The following is a 15,973-nucleotide window of genomic DNA, read 5'->3' as shown; positions in this document are numbered from 1 at the left end:
CACTCGCCAAACGGGCCGGCATTTGCCGGCCCGTGGCATTCATCCAGGTCCCGCAAGCCGTTACGGAAGTCCGCCCGATGTCCCAATCCCTGCGCGTCGCATTCGCCGGCACGCCCGATTTCGCCGCCGCCAGCCTCGCGGCACTGCTCGAAAGCCGTCACGAAGTGGTCTCGGTGCATACCCAGCCCGACCGTGGCGCGGGACGCGGGCGCAAGCTCACGCCCAGCCCGGTCAAGGCGCTGGCGCTCGAACACGCGCTGCCCGTTCATCAGCCCACCACGCTCAAGGACGCCTCCGCTCGGCAGACACTCGCCGACTGCAACGCCGACGTACTGGTCGTGGTCGCCTATGGATTGATCCTCCCGCAAGCGGTGCTGGATATCCCACGCCTGGGCTGCCTCAACGTGCATGCCTCGCTGTTGCCCCGTTGGCGCGGCGCGGCACCCATTCAGCGTGCCATCGAAGCCGGCGACACGCGTAGCGGAGTGACCATCATGCAGATGGACGCCGGCCTCGATACCGGCGACATGCTGCTGGTACGCGACACGCCGATCACCGCAACGACTACCAGCGGCGAACTGCACGACCGTCTTGCCGCATTGGGTGGAAAGTCCATCGTCGAGGCGCTCGACGCCCTGTCGGACACGGGCCTGGCCGCGACGCCACAGCCGGCGGAGGGTGTCACCTACGCCACCAAGCTCAGCAAGGCCGAGGCCGAGCTCGATTTCACGCGCCCTGCCGCCGAACTCGCCGCCCGCGTGCGTGCCTTCAACCCCTGGCCGGTGACCTGGACGCGCCTCGCAGGCGAGCCGCTACGCCTGTGGCTAGCCGAGCTCGACACTGAGTCCGATACCGCCGCAGCCCCCGGCACACTGCTGGAGAGCGCCCCGGACGCCCTGCGTATCGCCTGCGGCCCCGATGGCACCCAAGTGCTACGCATCACCCGTGCCCAGCTTCCCGGCGGCAAGCCGCTCGCGGTGCGCGATCTGCTCAATGCCCGTGGCGAGCGCTTTGCTCCGGGACAGCTACTGGGTCAGGAGACCACCTCATGAGTACACCGGACATTCGCGCCGTCTGCGCCTCCGCCCTGGCCCCCGTGCTCGACGGCAAGGGGTCGCTGAACGCCCTCGATAGCGCCTTGGAATCCGCGGGCGTCGAGGGCCGCGATCGCGGCCTGGCCAAGGCGCTGTGCTTCGGTGTATGCCGCACGCTGCCGCGCCTCGAGGCGCTGTCCAAGATTCTGCTGCGCCAGTCCTTCAAGCGCCGCGATCAGGATGTCCAGGCGCTACTGCTGCTCGGCCTCTATCAGCTCTTGTACATGCGCGTGCCCGCGCACGCCGCCGTCGGCGAAACCGCCGGGGCCGCCCGCGCCCTGGGCAAGGGCTGGGCCACGCGCGTGCTCAATGGCTGCCTGCGCCGTTTTCAGCGCGATACTCAGGCGCTTCAAGCGCAAGTCGACCGCGACCCAAGCATCGCGCTGCTGCATCCCGAGTGGATGCTCACGCGTTGGCGCGAGGCCTGGCCCGACGACTGGCGCGAATTGGCCGAGGCCAACAATCAGCCCGGCCCCATGACGCTGCGCGTCAATCGTCGCCACGTAGATCGCGAAACGTACTTGGCCCGCTTGCGGGACGCCGGCCTGGCTGCCGACCCTACGCCGTACGCGCCGGATAGCGTGACCTTGCACGAAGCCTGCGACGTGCGCGCCCTACCCGGCTTCAGTGAAGGCGCGGTGAGCGTGCAGGACGAGGCCGCCCAGCTGACCACACTATTACTCGAACCGGCCCTGGCCACGACGCCCGGCGCTCGCGTGCTGGATGCATGCAGCGCCCCCGGCGGCAAGACCGCGCACCTGCTCGAAGCCTTCGATCTCGAACTCACCGCCCTGGACAGCGACGCCGAGCGGCTCGGCCGCGTCGACGCTACCCTGACGCGCCTCGGGCTCGAAGCCACCACATTGGCCGCCGACGCCAGCCGCCTCGACTGGTGGGATGGCCAAGCCTTCGATGCCGTGCTGCTCGACGCGCCCTGCTCGGGCACCGGTGTCATTCGCCGCCACCCGGATATCAAGCGCCTGCGTCGTCCCAACGATATCCGCGAGCTCGCTGCGCTGCAGGCCCGCCTGCTCGACACGCTGTGGACCACCCTCGCCCCTGGCGGCACGTTGCTATATGCCACCTGCTCGGTGATGCCCGAAGAGAATGTGGATCAGATCGCGACCTTCCTTGCCCGCACCCCGGACGCCAGCACCGACGAACTCGACGTCGACTGGGGCCGCCCCGCCGGCGCCGGACGCCAGCTCCTGCCGCGCATCGAAGGTCACGATGGCTTCTTCTACGCGCGTCTGCGCAAGCAGTCCGCATAACCCGACAACCGTCGGCGTCCCTTGCCAGAGGCGCCGGAGACTTCGATACTGAGGGTATCTCACCCACGTGTGGAGCCCTCGTGTTGCAGGATGCCCTCGAGATCATCGATACGCGTTGTGCCTTGCTCGTCATCGACGTGCAAGGTGACTTCATGCCTGGCGGGGCGCTGGCCTGCGCCGATGGCGATGCCATCCTGCCGGGGTTGAGCCAGTTGCTCAGCGAGCGACGCTTCGCACACGTCGTGGCGACCCAGGACTGGCATCCCGCCCGACACGTCTCCTTCGCCAGCGAGCATGCGGGCTATCAACCCTTCGACACCCTCGACCTCTACGGCGAGCCGCAGACCCTATGGCCCGATCACTGCGTGCAGAACACGTCCGGCGCCCGGCTGCATCCCGAGCTCGACTGGGCACCGGTGGACCTCATCGTGCGCAAGGGATGCGACCCCCGCATCGATTCCTACAGCGCCTTTCGCAACAACTTGGGGCCCGATGGCACACGTCCCACCACGGGGTTGGCCGGCTGGCTACGCGAACGCGGCGTCGATAGCGTCTATCTCTGCGGCTTGGCACGTGACGTATGCGTGCTGTGGAGCGCCGAGGATGCCGTCGCCGCGGGTTTCAAGACACGCTTTCTGTGGCCGCTGACACGCCCGGTCACCCACGACACGGACGCCGCTACGCGGCAGCGTCTCACTCGGCTCGGCGTCGAGATCATCGGCGCTTGAGCCAACCCATCGCACTTGAAGCGCAAGGAGAACGCCATGAGCGATCACGTCTACAAGCACATCGAGCTGACCGGCTCTTCGCCGCACGGTATCGAGCAAGCCGTGAACAATGCCTTGGAAAAGGCCCGCGAGACGCTGCACGGCATGCGCTGGTTCGAGATCACCGACACTCGCGGCCATCTCGAGGATGGACGCGTGGGCCACTGGCAGGTCACGCTCAAGGTCGGCCTAGCCCTCGATTGAATGCTACCGGGCGCCATGGCACGCCGCCGTGGCGCCCCTGTCATTGGGGGCGCCGCCTGGTTTATGCTACGCGCCAGTCATTGAGCGCGGATTCCCTCGCATGAAGATCATCATCCTCGGCGCCGGCCAAGTCGGCGGCACACTGGCCGAACACCTGGCCAGCGAAGAAAACGACATCACCGTCGTCGATATCGATACCAAGCGTCTGCGCGAGCTGCACAACCGTCTGGATATCCGCACGGTCGTCGGCACGGCATCCTACCCCATGGTGCTACGCCAGGCCGGGGGCGAGGACGCCGACATGCTGATCGCGGTGACCAACTCCGACGAAGTCAACATGATCGCCTGCCAGGTCGCGCATACGCTGTTTCGCACGCCGACCAAGATCGCCCGTGTCCGCGCCACCGCCTATCTGACGCGCAAGGGGCTGTTTTCCCACGATGCGATTCCCGTCGATGTGCTGATCAGCCCCGAGCAGGTAGTCACCGACCATATTCGCCGCTTGATCGAATATCCCGGCGCCCTGCAGGTGCTCGACTTCGCCGGCAGCCTGGCCCAGTTGGTGGCGGTCAAAGCCTACTACGGCGGGCCGCTGGTGGGTCAGGAACTGGGCTTCCTGCGCCGTCACATGCCCAATGTGGATACCCGCGTGGCGGCGATCTACCGCCGCAATCGCGCACTCATTCCTCACGGCGACACCGTCATCGAAGCCGACGACGAGGTGTTCTTCATCGCTGCGCGCAAGGATATCCGCGCGGTGATGAGCGAGTTGCGCAAGGTGGACCGTGACTTCCGCCGGGTGATCATCGCTGGCGGCGGCAACATCGGCGAACGCCTTGCCGAGACGCTCGAGCACAGCCACCAGGTCAAGATCATCGAGCATGAGCTGGAGCGCTGCACGGTGCTCTCGGAACGTCTCGACCGCACCGTGGTGCTCCATGGCAGCGCGACCAGCAAGCGCTTGTTGCTGGAAGAGAACATCGAGGACTGCGATATCTTCTGCGCGCTGACCAACGATGACGAGGTCAACATCATGTCGTCGATGCTGGCCAAGCGCCTGGGCGCCAAGAAGGTGCTGACGCTGATCAACAACGCCGCCTACGTGGATCTCGTCCAGGGCGGCGAGATCGATATCGCCATCTCGCCGCAACAGGCCACCATCGGCGGCCTGCTCACCCATGTGCGACGCGGCGATATCGTCAACGTGCACTCGCTGCGGCGTGGGGCCGCCGAGGCCATCGAGGCCATCGCTCACGGCGACTCGCGTTCATCCAAGGTCGTGGGGCGCACCATCGACGAGATCGACTTGCCTAGTGGCACCACCATCGGCGCCATCGTGCGCGGCAAGGAGGTCCTCATCGCCCACGACGATGTCGTGGTGGAAAGCGGCGACCACGTGATTCTCTTCGTCATCGACAAGCGCCGTATCCGCGACGTCGAACGTCTTTTCCAGGTCGGGCTGACGTTCTTCTGATGAGTAATCGGTTACCTACGACTTCCGTTTCGGCAAGGCGACTGCCATGAGTTTTCTGGTGATCCTGAGGATCGTCGGGCTATTGCTCATGCTGTTCAGCCTGACCATGGTGCCGCCGGTGGTGATTTCGTTGATCTTCGACGACGCCACCTGGGATGCCTTCGTCATCGGGCTGGGCATCACCTTCGTCACCGGGGCACTGCTGTACTGGCCCGCGCGCAATGCGCGTCGCGAACTGCGTACCCGCGATGGCTTTTTGATCACCGTAATGTTCTGGAGCGTACTGGGACTGTTCGGTTCGCTGCCGCTGATGCTCGCCGCGGACCCGTCGCTGTCGTTCACCGACGCCGTGTTCGAATCGTTTTCCGGCCTCACCACCACCGGTGCCACCATTCTCACCGGCATCGACTTGCTGCCCGAGTCGATCCGCTTCTATCGCCAGCAACTGCAGTGGCTAGGCGGCATGGGGATCGTGGTACTGGCGGTGGCGATCCTGCCGACACTGGGCATCGGGGGCATGCAGCTCTACCGCACCGAGATTCCTGGCCCGCTCAAGGATTCCAAGCTGACGCCACGTATCACCGAAACCGCCAAGGCCCTGTGGTACATCTATGCCGCCCTGACCCTGACGTGTTTCCTGGCGTATTGGCTGGCGGGCATGAGCTGGTTCGATGCCATCGGGCATAGCTTCTCGACCGTCGCCGTCGGTGGCTTTTCGACCCACGACGCCAGCATCGGCTATTTCGACAGCGCAACCATCGAGCTGATCTGCGTGTTTTTCATGATCGTCTCATCGTTGAGCTTCGGGCTGCACTTCGCGGTGTGGCGCGAGAAGCGCTTGCGCCATTATCTGGTCGACCCGGAGTTCCGTTTCTTCATCATCTTTCTGGCGCTACTGGTCACCATCACCATCGCTACGCTCATATTGAGCGGCACCTACGACTACGACGACTCTCTAGGGCTGCGCCATGGCCTGTTCGAGGTGGTGTCAGTGGCCACCACCACCGGTTTCGGTGTCGCCGACTTCACCGCTTGGCCGGGGGTTTTGCCGTTCATGCTGTTCATCGCCGCTTTCGTCGGCGCCTGCTCGGGCTCCGCCGGCGGGGGCATAAAGGTGATTCGCATCCTGTTGATCCTCAAGCAAGGCTTGCGCGAGATCCACCGCCTGATTCACCCCAATGCGGTGTTTTCGGTCAAGGTCGGCAAGATGCGTATTTCCAGCGGCGTGGCCGAAGCCGTGTGGGGCTTCTTCTCCGCTTATATGCTGCTTTTCGTGCTGATGCTATTGATTCTGCTTGCCACCGGGCTGGATCAGGTGACGGCCTGGTCAGCGGTGGGCTCTTCCCTCAATAACCTGGGCCCGGGGCTAGGCGGCGTGTCGGCTCACTACGGTGACATGCCGGACCTCGCCAAGTGGACACTGGTCATGGCGATGATGTTCGGGCGCCTGGAAATTTTCACCATCCTGGTGCTGTTCACGCCCGCGTTCTGGCGACGCTGAGTCAATATGGCACTATTCACTATAATTTTGCGAAATCTCTACTATCCATGCTAGGTAAGCGGGATTTCACGCTCTCTTTTCACTAAAGGCTAAGACCAGCGAGGCCGATTCGTCGGGTATCGCGATGACGGCAATGCTACCATGCGCGCTTCCCGGCCCACCGCGACGGGCCTTTATCCGTTATTCAGCCTCGAGAAAGCGTCATGTCCACCAGCCTCGCAAACCCTATACGTGCGGTAGCCCGCCTAGGGCTCATCCCGCAAATCGTCATCGGTATCGTGCTCGGCATCGTCGTGGCCACCACCTGGCCCGACGCCGCCGCCTCGATATCGCTTCTGGGTGATGTGTTCATCTCCGCCTTGAAAGCGGTGGCACCGGTACTGGTCTTCCTGCTGGTCATGGCGGCCATTGCCAATCACCGGCGCGGCCAGCCCACGCATATTCGCGGCGTGCTGCTGCTGTACGTGGTCGGCACCCTGTGCGCCGCCTTGGTGGCCGTCGTCGCCAGTTTCGCGCTTCCCACCACGCTGATCATCGACGCGCCCCAGGCAAGCGGCGAACCGCCGGGCGGTATCGCCGAGATCCTGCGCAACCTGTTGCTCAACGTCGTGGACAATCCCATTCACGCGCTGATGAACGCCAATTTCGTGGGTATCCTGGCGTGGGCGATCGGGTTGGGCATGATGCTGCGCGGCTCCTCGGAGACGACCCTCGGGGTACTCAACGCCTTCTCCGATGCCGTCTCCAACATCGTGCGTTTGGTGATCCGCTTTGCGCCGCTGGGCATCTTCGGTCTGGTCGCTGGCACGCTCGCGGATACGGGTATGAATGCCCTACTCGACTACGCGCACCTGCTCGCCGTCATCGTCGGCTGCATGCTGTTCGTGGCGCTGGTCACTAACCCCTTGATCGTGTTCCTGGCCACCCGGCGCAACCCGTATCCACTGGTGTTCGCCTGCCTACGTGGCAGTGCCATCACCGCATTCTTCACACGCAGTAGCGCCGCTAACATTCCCGTCAACATGGAGCTTTGCGAGCGTCTCGACCTGGACGCCGATACTTATTCGATCTCGATCCCGCTAGGCGCGACCATCAACATGGCTGGTGCCGCCATCACCATCTCGGTAATCACCCTGGCAGCCGCCCATACTCTAGGAATCGGCGTAGACTTCGCCTCGGCGCTATTGTTGTGCATCGTCGCCTCACTCGCTGCCTGCGGCGTTTCCGGCGTCGCCGGTGGGTCCCTGCTGCTCATCCCGATGGCCGCCAGCCTCTTCGGCATCTCCAATGACGTGGCCATGCAGGTCGTCGCCATCGGCTTCGTCATCAGCGTCGTGCAGGACGCCACGGAAACCGCACTGAACTCGTCCACCGACGTGTTGTTTACCGCCGCGGCATGCCGCGCCAAGCGCTGATTCGTACGTTCGACGCCCCGCTCGCTCCATCCTCGAGCGGGGCCGGGTTTGGCCCGCCCCCTGCCATCGTGGATAATCGAGCTTTTCCGCCACCGAAGCGAAACGCCGCATGCCCGATACTCACGCCGGCCCTCGCCAGGTCATCGATCAGGGTGAGACCCGTTATACCCTTTTGGGTACCGCCCACGTCTCGCGCGCCAGCGCTGACGAGGTCCGCGAGCTGATCCGCTCCGGCGACTTCGACGCCGTCGCCATCGAGCTGTGCCCCACGCGCCACCAGAGCGTTACCCAGCCCGATGCCATGGCCAAGATGGATCTCTTCCAGGTCCTGCGTCAGGGCAAGGCGGGCATGGTCGCCGCCAGCCTCGCGCTGGGCGCCTTTCAGCAACGCGTCGCCGAGCAGTCCGGCGTGACGCCGGGTGCCGAGATGCAGATGGCGATCAAGGAGACCCAGCGTGCGGACTTGCCGCTGTATCTCGTCGATCGCGAAATCGGCGTGACCCTCAAGCGCATCTATCACAACGTGCCCTGGTGGCAACGCATGAGCCTGATTTCAGGGCTGCTGGGCAGCGTGGTCTCGCGCAAAAAGGTCTCCAGCGAGGAGATCGAGCGCCTCAAGGAAGGCGATGTGCTCGAATCGACTTTCGCCGAGTTCGCCGAACAGTCGGAGTCGCTGTACACACCGCTGATCCGCGAGCGCGATCGCTACATGGCGCTTCGCCTACGCGAGGAAGTCGCCGGGAAAGCGCCACGGCATATCCTGGTGGTGGTCGGCGCCGGTCACATGAAGGGGCTGGGAGAACATCTCCAAACGCTAGGGCAACAACCGCCCAGTGCCGAAGCCATCGACGAGGAGCGACGCTCACTGGAAGTCACCCCGGCCCGCTCCAAGCTTTGGAAAGCCCTGCCGTGGGTGATCGTCGCGCTGGTGCTGACCGGCTTCGCCATCGGCTTTTCCCGCGATACCGGCCTCGGCTGGTCACTGGTCGGCGAGTGGTTCCTGATCAACGGCGTACTCTCGGCGCTGGGCACCGCCATCGCGCTGGCGCATCCATTGACCATCATCGCGACCTTCATCGCCGCACCGCTGACCTCGCTCAATCCGACCATCGGCGCCGGTTTCGTCGCCGCCGGTGTCGAACTGGCCCTGCGTCGCCCCACAGTGGGTGACTTCTCGCGCCTGCGCCGCGACGTCAGCTCACCGCGCGGCTGGTGGAAAAACCGCGTCGCCCGCACGCTGCTGGTATTCCTGCTCGCCACGCTGGGCTCCGCCGCCGGCACCTGGATCGCCGGGTTACGCATCGCCGGGCAGTTGTTCGGGTAAGGCCACCAAACGCTAGGCGCTACCGAAGTGCCATGTGAAAGTGTAACGTGAGGGCTTATGAGTTCTCACGAATCCAACTTGGACATTCTGCTCGTCGGCGCCGGCACCATGGGTCTGGCCATCGCCAATGCGCTTGCCGTGGAGGGACAGCACCGTATCGGCGTATTGGACAGATGTGCACCGCCTCATCGTGAAGGTGCGCATCATGGCCATACACGCCTAATCCGAGTGGCCTATGGTGAGGGCGACCAATACGTGCGCTTGGCACGCCGCGCTCACACCCTCTGGCAAACCCTGGACCAGCATGTCGACGGCGGCGTTTTTCATCGTGTGGGAGTTGCCAATATCGGCGATCCGGAACAACCGTTTCTCCGCGAAGTAGCAAACAGCGCCCGCCTTCATGATCTGCCGCTGACATGCCTTTCCGCCGATGAAGCCATGCACCGTTTCCCGGGGTGGCGGCTCGATACAAGCCAACGAGCCTACTTCGAACCCGACGCGGGCGTACTCTTGACCGAGCCGATCATCAACGCTTGGCGCCGCTCCCTAGAAACCAGCCGTAACGTCGCGTGGCATGACGACGCCGATATCGTGCGGCTCGAACGCAATGGCGAAGGGTTCACCGCCATCGCCCGGGATGGACGCCATTGGAGCGCCGAGCGTCTGATACTCAGTGCCGGGCGCGCCGTCACTGGGTTAGGCGCACAACTCGGCCTACATCTGCCCTTGCAACGCGTACGCAAAGTCTTCGCCTGGTTTGATGCGGATTCACGTTATACGCCGCTATGCTTCCCCGGTTTCAGCTTCACGGGCAGCATCGGCGACTATTACGGGTTTCCCGACCTCGACGATCAGGGCTTCAAGGTGGGCCGTCATGATGGCGGACAACCGGTGGATGCAGACGAGCCACTGGCCGAGTTCGGTGCCTATCCCGAAGACCTCAACGACCTTCTCGCTCTAACCAGCCGTCATTTGCCTGGCATCGGCGCACTACGCGAAGGTGCCGTATGCGAGTACATTCGAACACCTGACGAGGGTTTTCTGATCGATGAGGCAATGCCCGGACTCTTCGTGGCCTGCGGTTTCTCCGGCCACGGTTTCAAGTTCGCACCAGCGATCGGCGAGGCACTCGGCCATTGGCTAACAACGGGTGAACGTCCAGAAGAACTCGCGCCCTTCACGCTCGAACGTTTCCGGTAAACCCGCGGACTCAGCTCGAATGGAGCCAATGCCGCCGTCAGCGCTTGGGAGCCATCCGTTATTTCCGATCCAACAAGATAAGGAGAGAAATATGGCCTCGTTCGAGCACACCATCCAGTCGCGTTATAGCTGTCGTGATTTCAGCCCGCAAACGGTTCCTCGCGCACTCCTCGACAGACTGCTGGAGACCGCTCAGGGGATTACCCATGCTGATGGCAAACGCAGCGTGCCTTCGGCGAGTTCTCTCTACCCTCTCAAGCTATTAGCGATAGCCGGGCGCATTCGCGACCTGGACGCGGCGACCTACACCTTCGACCCCGAAAGCTGCAGGTTGAAAACGCACCTCGACCACGACATACGAGATGCACTCCAGTACGCGGCACTCGAGGAGCAACCTTGGATCGGCCAGGCAGCCGGCATTATCACGATCTGTGCCGACATAGGGGCCGCGACTCAAACCTTCAGCGATCAACCACCTTACGGGTCACGTGGCCAACGCTACGCCTGGATCGAGGCGGGCGCCGCAGCTCAGAACATGCAGTTGCAAGCAACGGCCGAGGGGCTGGGCAGCGTGCTCGTCGCTGGCTTCCGCGACGAGGCCACGTTAGAAGCACTGGCCCTCGAAGCGCCTATAATGCCGCTAATCCATTTGTGCTTCGGTTGGCCGGCTGCTAAGCAGTAACGGGCCCCGACGGAATAAACGATGTCCGAGAGCCACTGACGGTTTTCCACCAAGGAAGGAGTGACCATGATCCGCGTCCCATTATTCTGCAGTGGCCTGATGGCGCTGATCATCGTGGTCATGACACAGGCGTTCCCGGGTGCGGTTACCTCCATCGACTGGCCGCTCCTGATCGGTGCGTCCATAGTCATGGCTTTAACGCCTGGCGCCAATCAACTCTTATCGCTTTCCAATGGTTTCCATGTCGGTGTCGCGCCTGCCATGACGGCGGCCTGCGGACGCTTCGCAGCATTCGCCTTGATGGTGGTCGGTGTCGCGGTGGGGCTCGGGCATTGGCTGGCAACCTCCGCGATATTCTTCAGCGTGCTCAAGTGGATTGGCGTGGCGTATCTGTCATATCTCGGAGTGAGATCATTGCTCACGGCTTGGCGACCTAAAGCGGTAGCGCCGAGCGAGGACATCGAGGCCGCACAGGCCTGGTCGCTGCTCCGTCGGGAAGCGCTGGTCGCGCTCTCCAATCCCAAAGCGTATGTGCTGTTTGCGCTCTTCCTGCCGCAGTTTTTGCATACCGATAGCGTGTCGTTCGCACCGGCCATCATGCTGGCGGGACTGGCTTATATCTTGATCGAGTTCGTTTGCGCGCTGCTCTATGCCGGCGCGGGACATCTACTCGGGCGCGGCCGCATCAGTCTGAGCCGGCAACGCTGGCTGGATGGTATCAGCGGCTCGCTAATGGTTAGCCTGGCCGGGTGGTTGGCGTTGGCGAAACGCCAAGCTTAAGCCGGGAAATAGAGGTTTCGATACAATAAGTCATTCTAGGCTATTACGGTTCACGCTAATCTATACCTCGACCCCTTTCTACAGAGGAAGCTATCGTGGACTCGAAGATACGTATCGTCATACCGATCTACCCCGGCGTAACGCACCTGGATTTCACCGGGCCTCATCAATTCTTCTCGCGTGTGCCGCAAATCGATGTAGTGGTCGCATCCATTGGCGGAGAACCCGTCGACGCTCAAGGATTGACGTTTTCCAACCTGGACGACCTGACAGAGATCGCGGCTTGCGACGTTCTCTGCGTTCCCGGTGGCCTGGGCTGCCTCGATGCGGCGGAGGACATCCGTTTTATCCACGCCATTCGACACTTGGCCGGCACCGCAAAGTTCGTGACCTCGGTATGCACCGGCTCATTGATTCTGGGAGCGGCGGGCCTGCTCCACGGAAGACGAGCCGCCTGTCACTGGGCGTGGCGCGACATGCTGCCATTGTTCGGTGCTATCCCGGACCCGGCACGTGTAGTGCGCGATGACGAGATCATCACAGGCGGCGGTGTCACCGCCGGAATCGATTTTGCGCTGACCGTCATCGCAGAGTTAACCGATGACGAGACCGCTCAGCGTGCTCAACTGATTCTCGAATATGCTCCCGCACCGCCGTTTGATGCCGGACGCCCCGAAACAGCCCCAGCCGCCATCCACGACCACGTCGTCGCCGACATGGCCGAGCTGCAGGCCTCACGTTACCGCCAGGCGCAATACCTGGCCGAGCGTTACGCTGCTAGACGCTAGGCTTGCTGATCACCCTCCTCCAGCACCTCGGCGATCAAGGCGACGAAGTCATCGAAGGCCGGGTGCATCGGGCTGGGGGAACGATGCACCTCGAGCACGGCCGGTGGTAATGGCGGCAAGCCTTCGGCGGCACCCATCACTTTCCATCCCTCGGGTAGCAGGCGTCGCTCACCAACCGTCAAGGTTTGCCCCTGCCCCACGATGACTTTCAACCCACTGGGGCTCTGACTGGTGGAGACGAGCTGCCAGTCGCGACCGATGCTGGCCAGCGCGGCCAACGCCCGGCGCCGGTAGACGCACTGCTCCGGAAACAGCGCCAGTGGAATCGGTCGCTCGGCGTCGAGTTCGAAACGTCGATGCGCCGCCCAGACCACCTCCTCCGTGGTCACGGGGCGTCCACCGCTACTCGGTTCATGCTGCACTGCCAGCACGATATCCAACGACCCTTTCTCAAGCTGCTCCAGCAATTCCGTCGACATGCGGCAGTGAATATGCACGTGGACCTCGGGATGCCGAGCGCCGAAGCGTTCGAGTAGTGCCGGCAACCAGGTATCGGCGTAATCCTCCGGGAGCCCGAAGCGCAGCGTCACCGGCTGCGAACGCCCCAGCGCCGCGATCGCCTCGCGTTGCAGCTGCAACAGGCGCCGCGCGTAGACGAGAAAGGTCTCGCCATCGCCGGTCAACGTGAGCCGACGGCTGCCACGCTCGATCAGCAAGGTATCGAGGCGCGATTCGAGGGTGCTGATACGCAGACTGATGGTCGATTGGGTCTTGTGCAGATAGCGCGCCGCAGCGGTGAAGCCACCGCTATCGGCCACGGTGACGAAGGCCAGCAGCAGGTCGCTGTCCAACGCGGCCAGCGCCGCACTATCGGAATTTCCGATGGCTGACATTGAAATGACTCGTTTTACTGATGAGATGGTTCTGTCCAGCATAGAGGACATCGACGGGCCGCCCAACCTGCACGGCGGCAACGTCCTGTCACCTGACACCTTGCTGATCGAAAGGACATTTCCCATGCCGACGACTGCTGCCGCGACCGACCCCGACGTCGATCACAAGCCGACTCAGCGCTGGCTCGCCGATGCCGAGCGCACCGACCTGAGCGAACTGGTCGACACCGACCGCTATCCGCTGCATGACGTCGACGACCCGCGCCTTCAGGCTGAGATTGCCCGGGTACGCGAGGACCTGGACCGCGAAGGCTGCGCCGTGCTTCGTGGCTTCCTGCGCTCCGATGCATTGGAGCAGGCTCGCAACGAAGGGCGTGAACTCGCGACCAAGAGCTATTATTCCAGCTGTCGCGTCAACGCCTGGTTCACCAGCGACGACGAAAGCCTCCCCGAGAGCGATCCCCGGCGGCATTTCATGGAGCGCACCAGCGGCTTCGTGACCCGTGACATGATTCCCGCCGATACGGTAATTCAACAGCTCTACGTCTCGCCGGCAATGAAACGCCTGGTCGCCGCATGCCTGGACGAGGAAGAAGTGTTTGAGTACGCCGACCCGTTCGCCGGCCTGGTGCAGAACGTCCTCCCACCGGGCACCGAGCAGCCCTGGCACTACGATACCAACGAATACATCGTCACGATGATGACCGACATACCGGACAGCGGCGGCGAGTTCCAGTACTGCCCCAACATCCGTACGCCAGCGGGCGAGAACTACGACGGCGTCGGCGCGGTGATTCGCGGCGAGGACACGACCACTCCGCGTACGTTGCTGCTTCGTCCCGGCGACCTGCAGCTCTTCAAGGGCCGTTACTCGCTGCACCGCGTGACACGCGTCAGCGGCCAGCGCGAGCGTCACACCGCGATCTTCGCCTACTCGCAACAGCCGGGCGTGGTGGGGCGTCTTGAGCGCACGCGCCAGCTCTACGGCCGGGTCTCGGAAGCGCACATCGAGGCAGAAAAACGCCGTGAAGTTCGCGCCGACGGCCTGCTCGACTGATCGAAACGCCTGGAACGGGCTGCGCTCGGCCATGCTGTGTTGGAAGTCGTCTCAAAATACTCATTTAGGAACCTAAACTCCGCTTTTTCGCCGACTTCCGCCTTGCCTGGCCATCGCTCGCCTGCGTTCCAGCGCGTTTCGATATTGCTGTCTAGATAAATCACGCTGATGCAACTTCCATGACTGGACCAACGACCATGACCCGCTTGTCATCCACACTGCCTTCCCTGCTGGAAGGCACCGATATCCTGGCGCCGACGCACGATCCCGCCGAGTGCGAACCGACACAGTCAGAAATCCAGCAGATTCTTCTGGATCGCTTGGCGCGTACCCGGGCAGAGTTGAAGAAACGCGATATCGTCGCCGCCGTGCTGTTCGACCCGACCCATGTACGCTACGCGACCGGCGCCCGCAACATGCAGGTCTACTCGGCGCGCAATCCAGCGCGTTACGCCTTCGTGCCGGCAGAAGGCCCGGTGGTGATGTTCGAATTCTCCGGCTGCAGTCACCTGACCGAAGGCTTGCCCGGCATCGACGAGACACGTCCAGCGACGGCGATTTCCTATTACTTCTGTGAAGATAATCTGCAGCAGACCACCCAAGCCTGGGCGGCAGAAATCGACGACTTGGTGCGCCAGTGTGGCGGCCAAAAAGGCGACAAGGTGGCCATCGAAAGCGCCACCTCGCACGCCGCCTTCGCGCTGGTCGAACATGGCTGGCAGATCTGCGATGCCCAGATTCCGCTGGAGCGGGCCCGCGCCATCAAGGTGCCCAACGAAATCAAGATGGTGCGCAGCTCACTGCGCGCGGTAGAGAACGGCGTACGCAAGCTGGAAGCGGCGATTCGTCCCGGCGCCACGGAGAACGAGGTCTGGTCGCAGCTGCACCAGCACATCATCGCCACCGACGCCGACTATGTCGAAACGCGGCTGATGAACTCCGGGCCGCGCACTAACCCCTGGTTCCAGGAGTGCTCCAATAGAGCGATGCAGGCCGGCGAGCTGGTCGCGCTGGATACCGACGTGGTCGGCCGGTATGGCTACTACGCCGATTTCTCGCGGACCTTCCTGTGCGGCGATGGCAAGGCGACGTCTACCCAGCGCGAGCTCTATCGCATGGCCTTCGACCAGGTGCGCCATAACATGGCCCTGATCGCGCCGGGCATGTCATTCAAGGAGTACGCCGAGAAGGCCTGGCAGATTCCCCAGCCCTACAAGGCACGTCGCTATTTTGCGCTGGCCCACGGCGTCGGCATGACCGGCGAATATCCGTATATCGTTCACCGCGAAGACATCGACGACAAAGGCTACGACGGCATCATGCAGCCGGGTATGACGCTCTGCGTAGAGAGCTACATCGGCCACGAAGACGGTGGCGAAGGCGTCAAGCTCGAGGAGCAGCTTTACATTCGCGACGACGGTCAGGTCGAATTGCTTTCCGACTATCATCTCGATGAGCGATTGCTGGCCGAGTGACACGTCAGCCGACGCCATCTGACAACTGTTGCGTCCATCCGCCACCCG

At 63.2% G+C, this 15,973-nt stretch carries 15 protein-coding genes; 14 read left to right on the top strand and 1 reads right to left on the bottom strand.

Annotation, left to right across the window (positions count from 1 at the left end; genetic code table 11):
- Nucleotides 1–77 precede the first annotated feature (77 nt).
- The 12 genes from fmt (at nucleotide 78) to L1075_RS03585 (ending at nucleotide 12,500) form a co-directional block, all read left to right on the top strand.
- Nucleotides 78–1,052 (top strand): methionyl-tRNA formyltransferase, encoded by a 975-nt coding sequence (gene fmt / locus L1075_RS03640; RefSeq protein WP_246939997.1) that lies wholly within the window; start codon nucleotides 78–80, stop codon nucleotides 1,050–1,052.
- Nucleotides 1,049–2,365 (top strand): 16S rRNA (cytosine(967)-C(5))-methyltransferase RsmB, encoded by a 1,317-nt coding sequence (gene rsmB, locus L1075_RS03635; protein ID WP_246939994.1) that lies wholly within the window; start codon nucleotides 1,049–1,051, stop codon nucleotides 2,363–2,365. The genes fmt and rsmB overlap by 4 nt, the downstream gene beginning before the upstream one ends.
- Nucleotides 2,366–2,445: 80 nt before the next feature.
- Nucleotides 2,446–3,093 carry a bifunctional nicotinamidase/pyrazinamidase gene (gene pncA / locus L1075_RS03630; RefSeq protein WP_246895098.1) on the top strand — a complete coding sequence of 216 codons (648 nt, stop codon included), beginning with the start codon at nucleotides 2,446–2,448 and terminating at the stop codon, nucleotides 3,091–3,093.
- A 36-nt stretch (nucleotides 3,094–3,129) separates the two neighbouring features.
- Nucleotides 3,130–3,336: a dodecin gene (locus L1075_RS03625; protein ID WP_040242962.1), complete on the top strand. Its 207-nt coding sequence runs from the start codon at nucleotides 3,130–3,132 to the stop codon at nucleotides 3,334–3,336.
- Nucleotides 3,337–3,436: 100 nt separating this feature from the next.
- Complete coding sequence (gene trkA, locus L1075_RS03620) at nucleotides 3,437–4,810, top strand: Trk system potassium transporter TrkA (RefSeq protein ID WP_040242963.1); 1,374 nt, start codon at nucleotides 3,437–3,439, stop codon at nucleotides 4,808–4,810.
- A gap of 46 nt (nucleotides 4,811–4,856) precedes the next feature.
- Nucleotides 4,857–6,311 (top strand): TrkH family potassium uptake protein, encoded by a 1,455-nt coding sequence (locus L1075_RS03615; RefSeq protein WP_246895100.1) that lies wholly within the window; start codon nucleotides 4,857–4,859, stop codon nucleotides 6,309–6,311.
- 203 nt (nucleotides 6,312–6,514) lie between these two features.
- Complete coding sequence (gene sstT, locus L1075_RS03610; RefSeq protein WP_246895101.1) at nucleotides 6,515–7,726, top strand: serine/threonine transporter SstT; 1,212 nt, start codon at nucleotides 6,515–6,517, stop codon at nucleotides 7,724–7,726.
- A 109-nt stretch (nucleotides 7,727–7,835) separates the two neighbouring features.
- A complete protein-coding gene (locus L1075_RS03605; RefSeq protein WP_040242967.1) occupies nucleotides 7,836–9,050 on the top strand; it encodes a TraB/GumN family protein in 1,215 nt (404 codons plus the stop codon).
- A 57-nt stretch (nucleotides 9,051–9,107) separates the two neighbouring features.
- On the top strand, nucleotides 9,108–10,250 hold the full coding sequence (gene solA, locus L1075_RS03600; RefSeq protein ID WP_246939991.1) for an N-methyl-L-tryptophan oxidase: 1,143 nt from the start codon (nucleotides 9,108–9,110) through the stop codon (nucleotides 10,248–10,250).
- Nucleotides 10,251–10,341: 91 nt separating this feature from the next.
- Nucleotides 10,342–10,932, top strand: a complete 591-nt coding sequence (locus L1075_RS03595) for a SagB/ThcOx family dehydrogenase (RefSeq protein WP_246939988.1) — start codon at nucleotides 10,342–10,344, stop codon at nucleotides 10,930–10,932.
- A 66-nt stretch (nucleotides 10,933–10,998) separates the two neighbouring features.
- A complete protein-coding gene (locus L1075_RS03590) occupies nucleotides 10,999–11,712 on the top strand; it encodes a LysE family translocator (protein WP_246939985.1) in 714 nt (237 codons plus the stop codon).
- A gap of 95 nt (nucleotides 11,713–11,807) precedes the next feature.
- Nucleotides 11,808–12,500 carry a DJ-1/PfpI family protein gene (locus L1075_RS03585; RefSeq protein ID WP_246939982.1) on the top strand — a complete coding sequence of 231 codons (693 nt, stop codon included), beginning with the start codon at nucleotides 11,808–11,810 and terminating at the stop codon, nucleotides 12,498–12,500.
- Here L1075_RS03585 and L1075_RS03580 read toward each other — a convergent pair.
- The gene (locus tag L1075_RS03580) at nucleotides 12,497–13,393 is read right to left on the bottom strand and encodes a LysR family transcriptional regulator (RefSeq protein ID WP_246895104.1); all 897 of its coding nucleotides are present in this window, start codon (nucleotides 13,391–13,393) and stop codon (nucleotides 12,497–12,499) included. The genes L1075_RS03585 and L1075_RS03580 overlap by 4 nt on opposite strands.
- 4 nt (nucleotides 13,394–13,397) lie before the next feature.
- On the opposite strand from L1075_RS03580, the gene L1075_RS03575 reads away from it, so the two are divergent.
- Both L1075_RS03575 and L1075_RS03570 read left to right on the top strand, forming a co-directional pair.
- Nucleotides 13,398–14,450 carry a HalD/BesD family halogenase gene (locus tag L1075_RS03575; RefSeq protein WP_378112112.1) on the top strand — a complete coding sequence of 351 codons (1,053 nt, stop codon included), beginning with the start codon at nucleotides 13,398–13,400 and terminating at the stop codon, nucleotides 14,448–14,450.
- Between the two features lie 197 nt (nucleotides 14,451–14,647).
- Nucleotides 14,648–15,925 carry a M24 family metallopeptidase gene (locus L1075_RS03570; RefSeq protein ID WP_246939979.1) on the top strand — a complete coding sequence of 426 codons (1,278 nt, stop codon included), beginning with the start codon at nucleotides 14,648–14,650 and terminating at the stop codon, nucleotides 15,923–15,925.
- Nucleotides 15,926–15,973: the final 48 nt, after the last annotated feature.

It is taken from the genome of Chromohalobacter beijerinckii (assembly GCF_023061185.1).
Taxonomy (GTDB): Bacteria; Pseudomonadota; Gammaproteobacteria; order Pseudomonadales; family Halomonadaceae; genus Chromohalobacter; species Chromohalobacter beijerinckii.
Note: the sequence above shows the minus strand (reverse complement) of the source record. Positions and strands in the feature narration are given on the sequence as shown.

Coding starts and splice junctions, on each gene's coding strand:
- L1075_RS03615 (WP_246895100.1), top strand. CDS start 4,857: ATGAGTTTTCTGGTGATCCTGAGGATCGTCGGGCTATTGCTCATGCTG.
- solA (WP_246939991.1), top strand. CDS start 9,108: ATGAGTTCTCACGAATCCAACTTGGACATTCTGCTCGTCGGCGCCGGC.
- trkA (WP_040242963.1), top strand. CDS start 3,437: ATGAAGATCATCATCCTCGGCGCCGGCCAAGTCGGCGGCACACTGGCC.
- L1075_RS03575 (WP_378112112.1), top strand. CDS start 13,398: ATGACTCGTTTTACTGATGAGATGGTTCTGTCCAGCATAGAGGACATC.
- fmt (WP_246939997.1), top strand. CDS start 78: ATGTCCCAATCCCTGCGCGTCGCATTCGCCGGCACGCCCGATTTCGCC.
- L1075_RS03590 (WP_246939985.1), top strand. CDS start 10,999: ATGATCCGCGTCCCATTATTCTGCAGTGGCCTGATGGCGCTGATCATC.
- L1075_RS03570 (WP_246939979.1), top strand. CDS start 14,648: ATGACCCGCTTGTCATCCACACTGCCTTCCCTGCTGGAAGGCACCGAT.
- L1075_RS03595 (WP_246939988.1), top strand. CDS start 10,342: ATGGCCTCGTTCGAGCACACCATCCAGTCGCGTTATAGCTGTCGTGAT.
- L1075_RS03580 (WP_246895104.1), bottom strand. CDS start 13,393: ATGTCAGCCATCGGAAATTCCGATAGTGCGGCGCTGGCCGCGTTGGAC.
- sstT (WP_246895101.1), top strand. CDS start 6,515: ATGTCCACCAGCCTCGCAAACCCTATACGTGCGGTAGCCCGCCTAGGG.
- L1075_RS03605 (WP_040242967.1), top strand. CDS start 7,836: ATGCCCGATACTCACGCCGGCCCTCGCCAGGTCATCGATCAGGGTGAG.
- rsmB (WP_246939994.1), top strand. CDS start 1,049: ATGAGTACACCGGACATTCGCGCCGTCTGCGCCTCCGCCCTGGCCCCC.
- L1075_RS03625 (WP_040242962.1), top strand. CDS start 3,130: ATGAGCGATCACGTCTACAAGCACATCGAGCTGACCGGCTCTTCGCCG.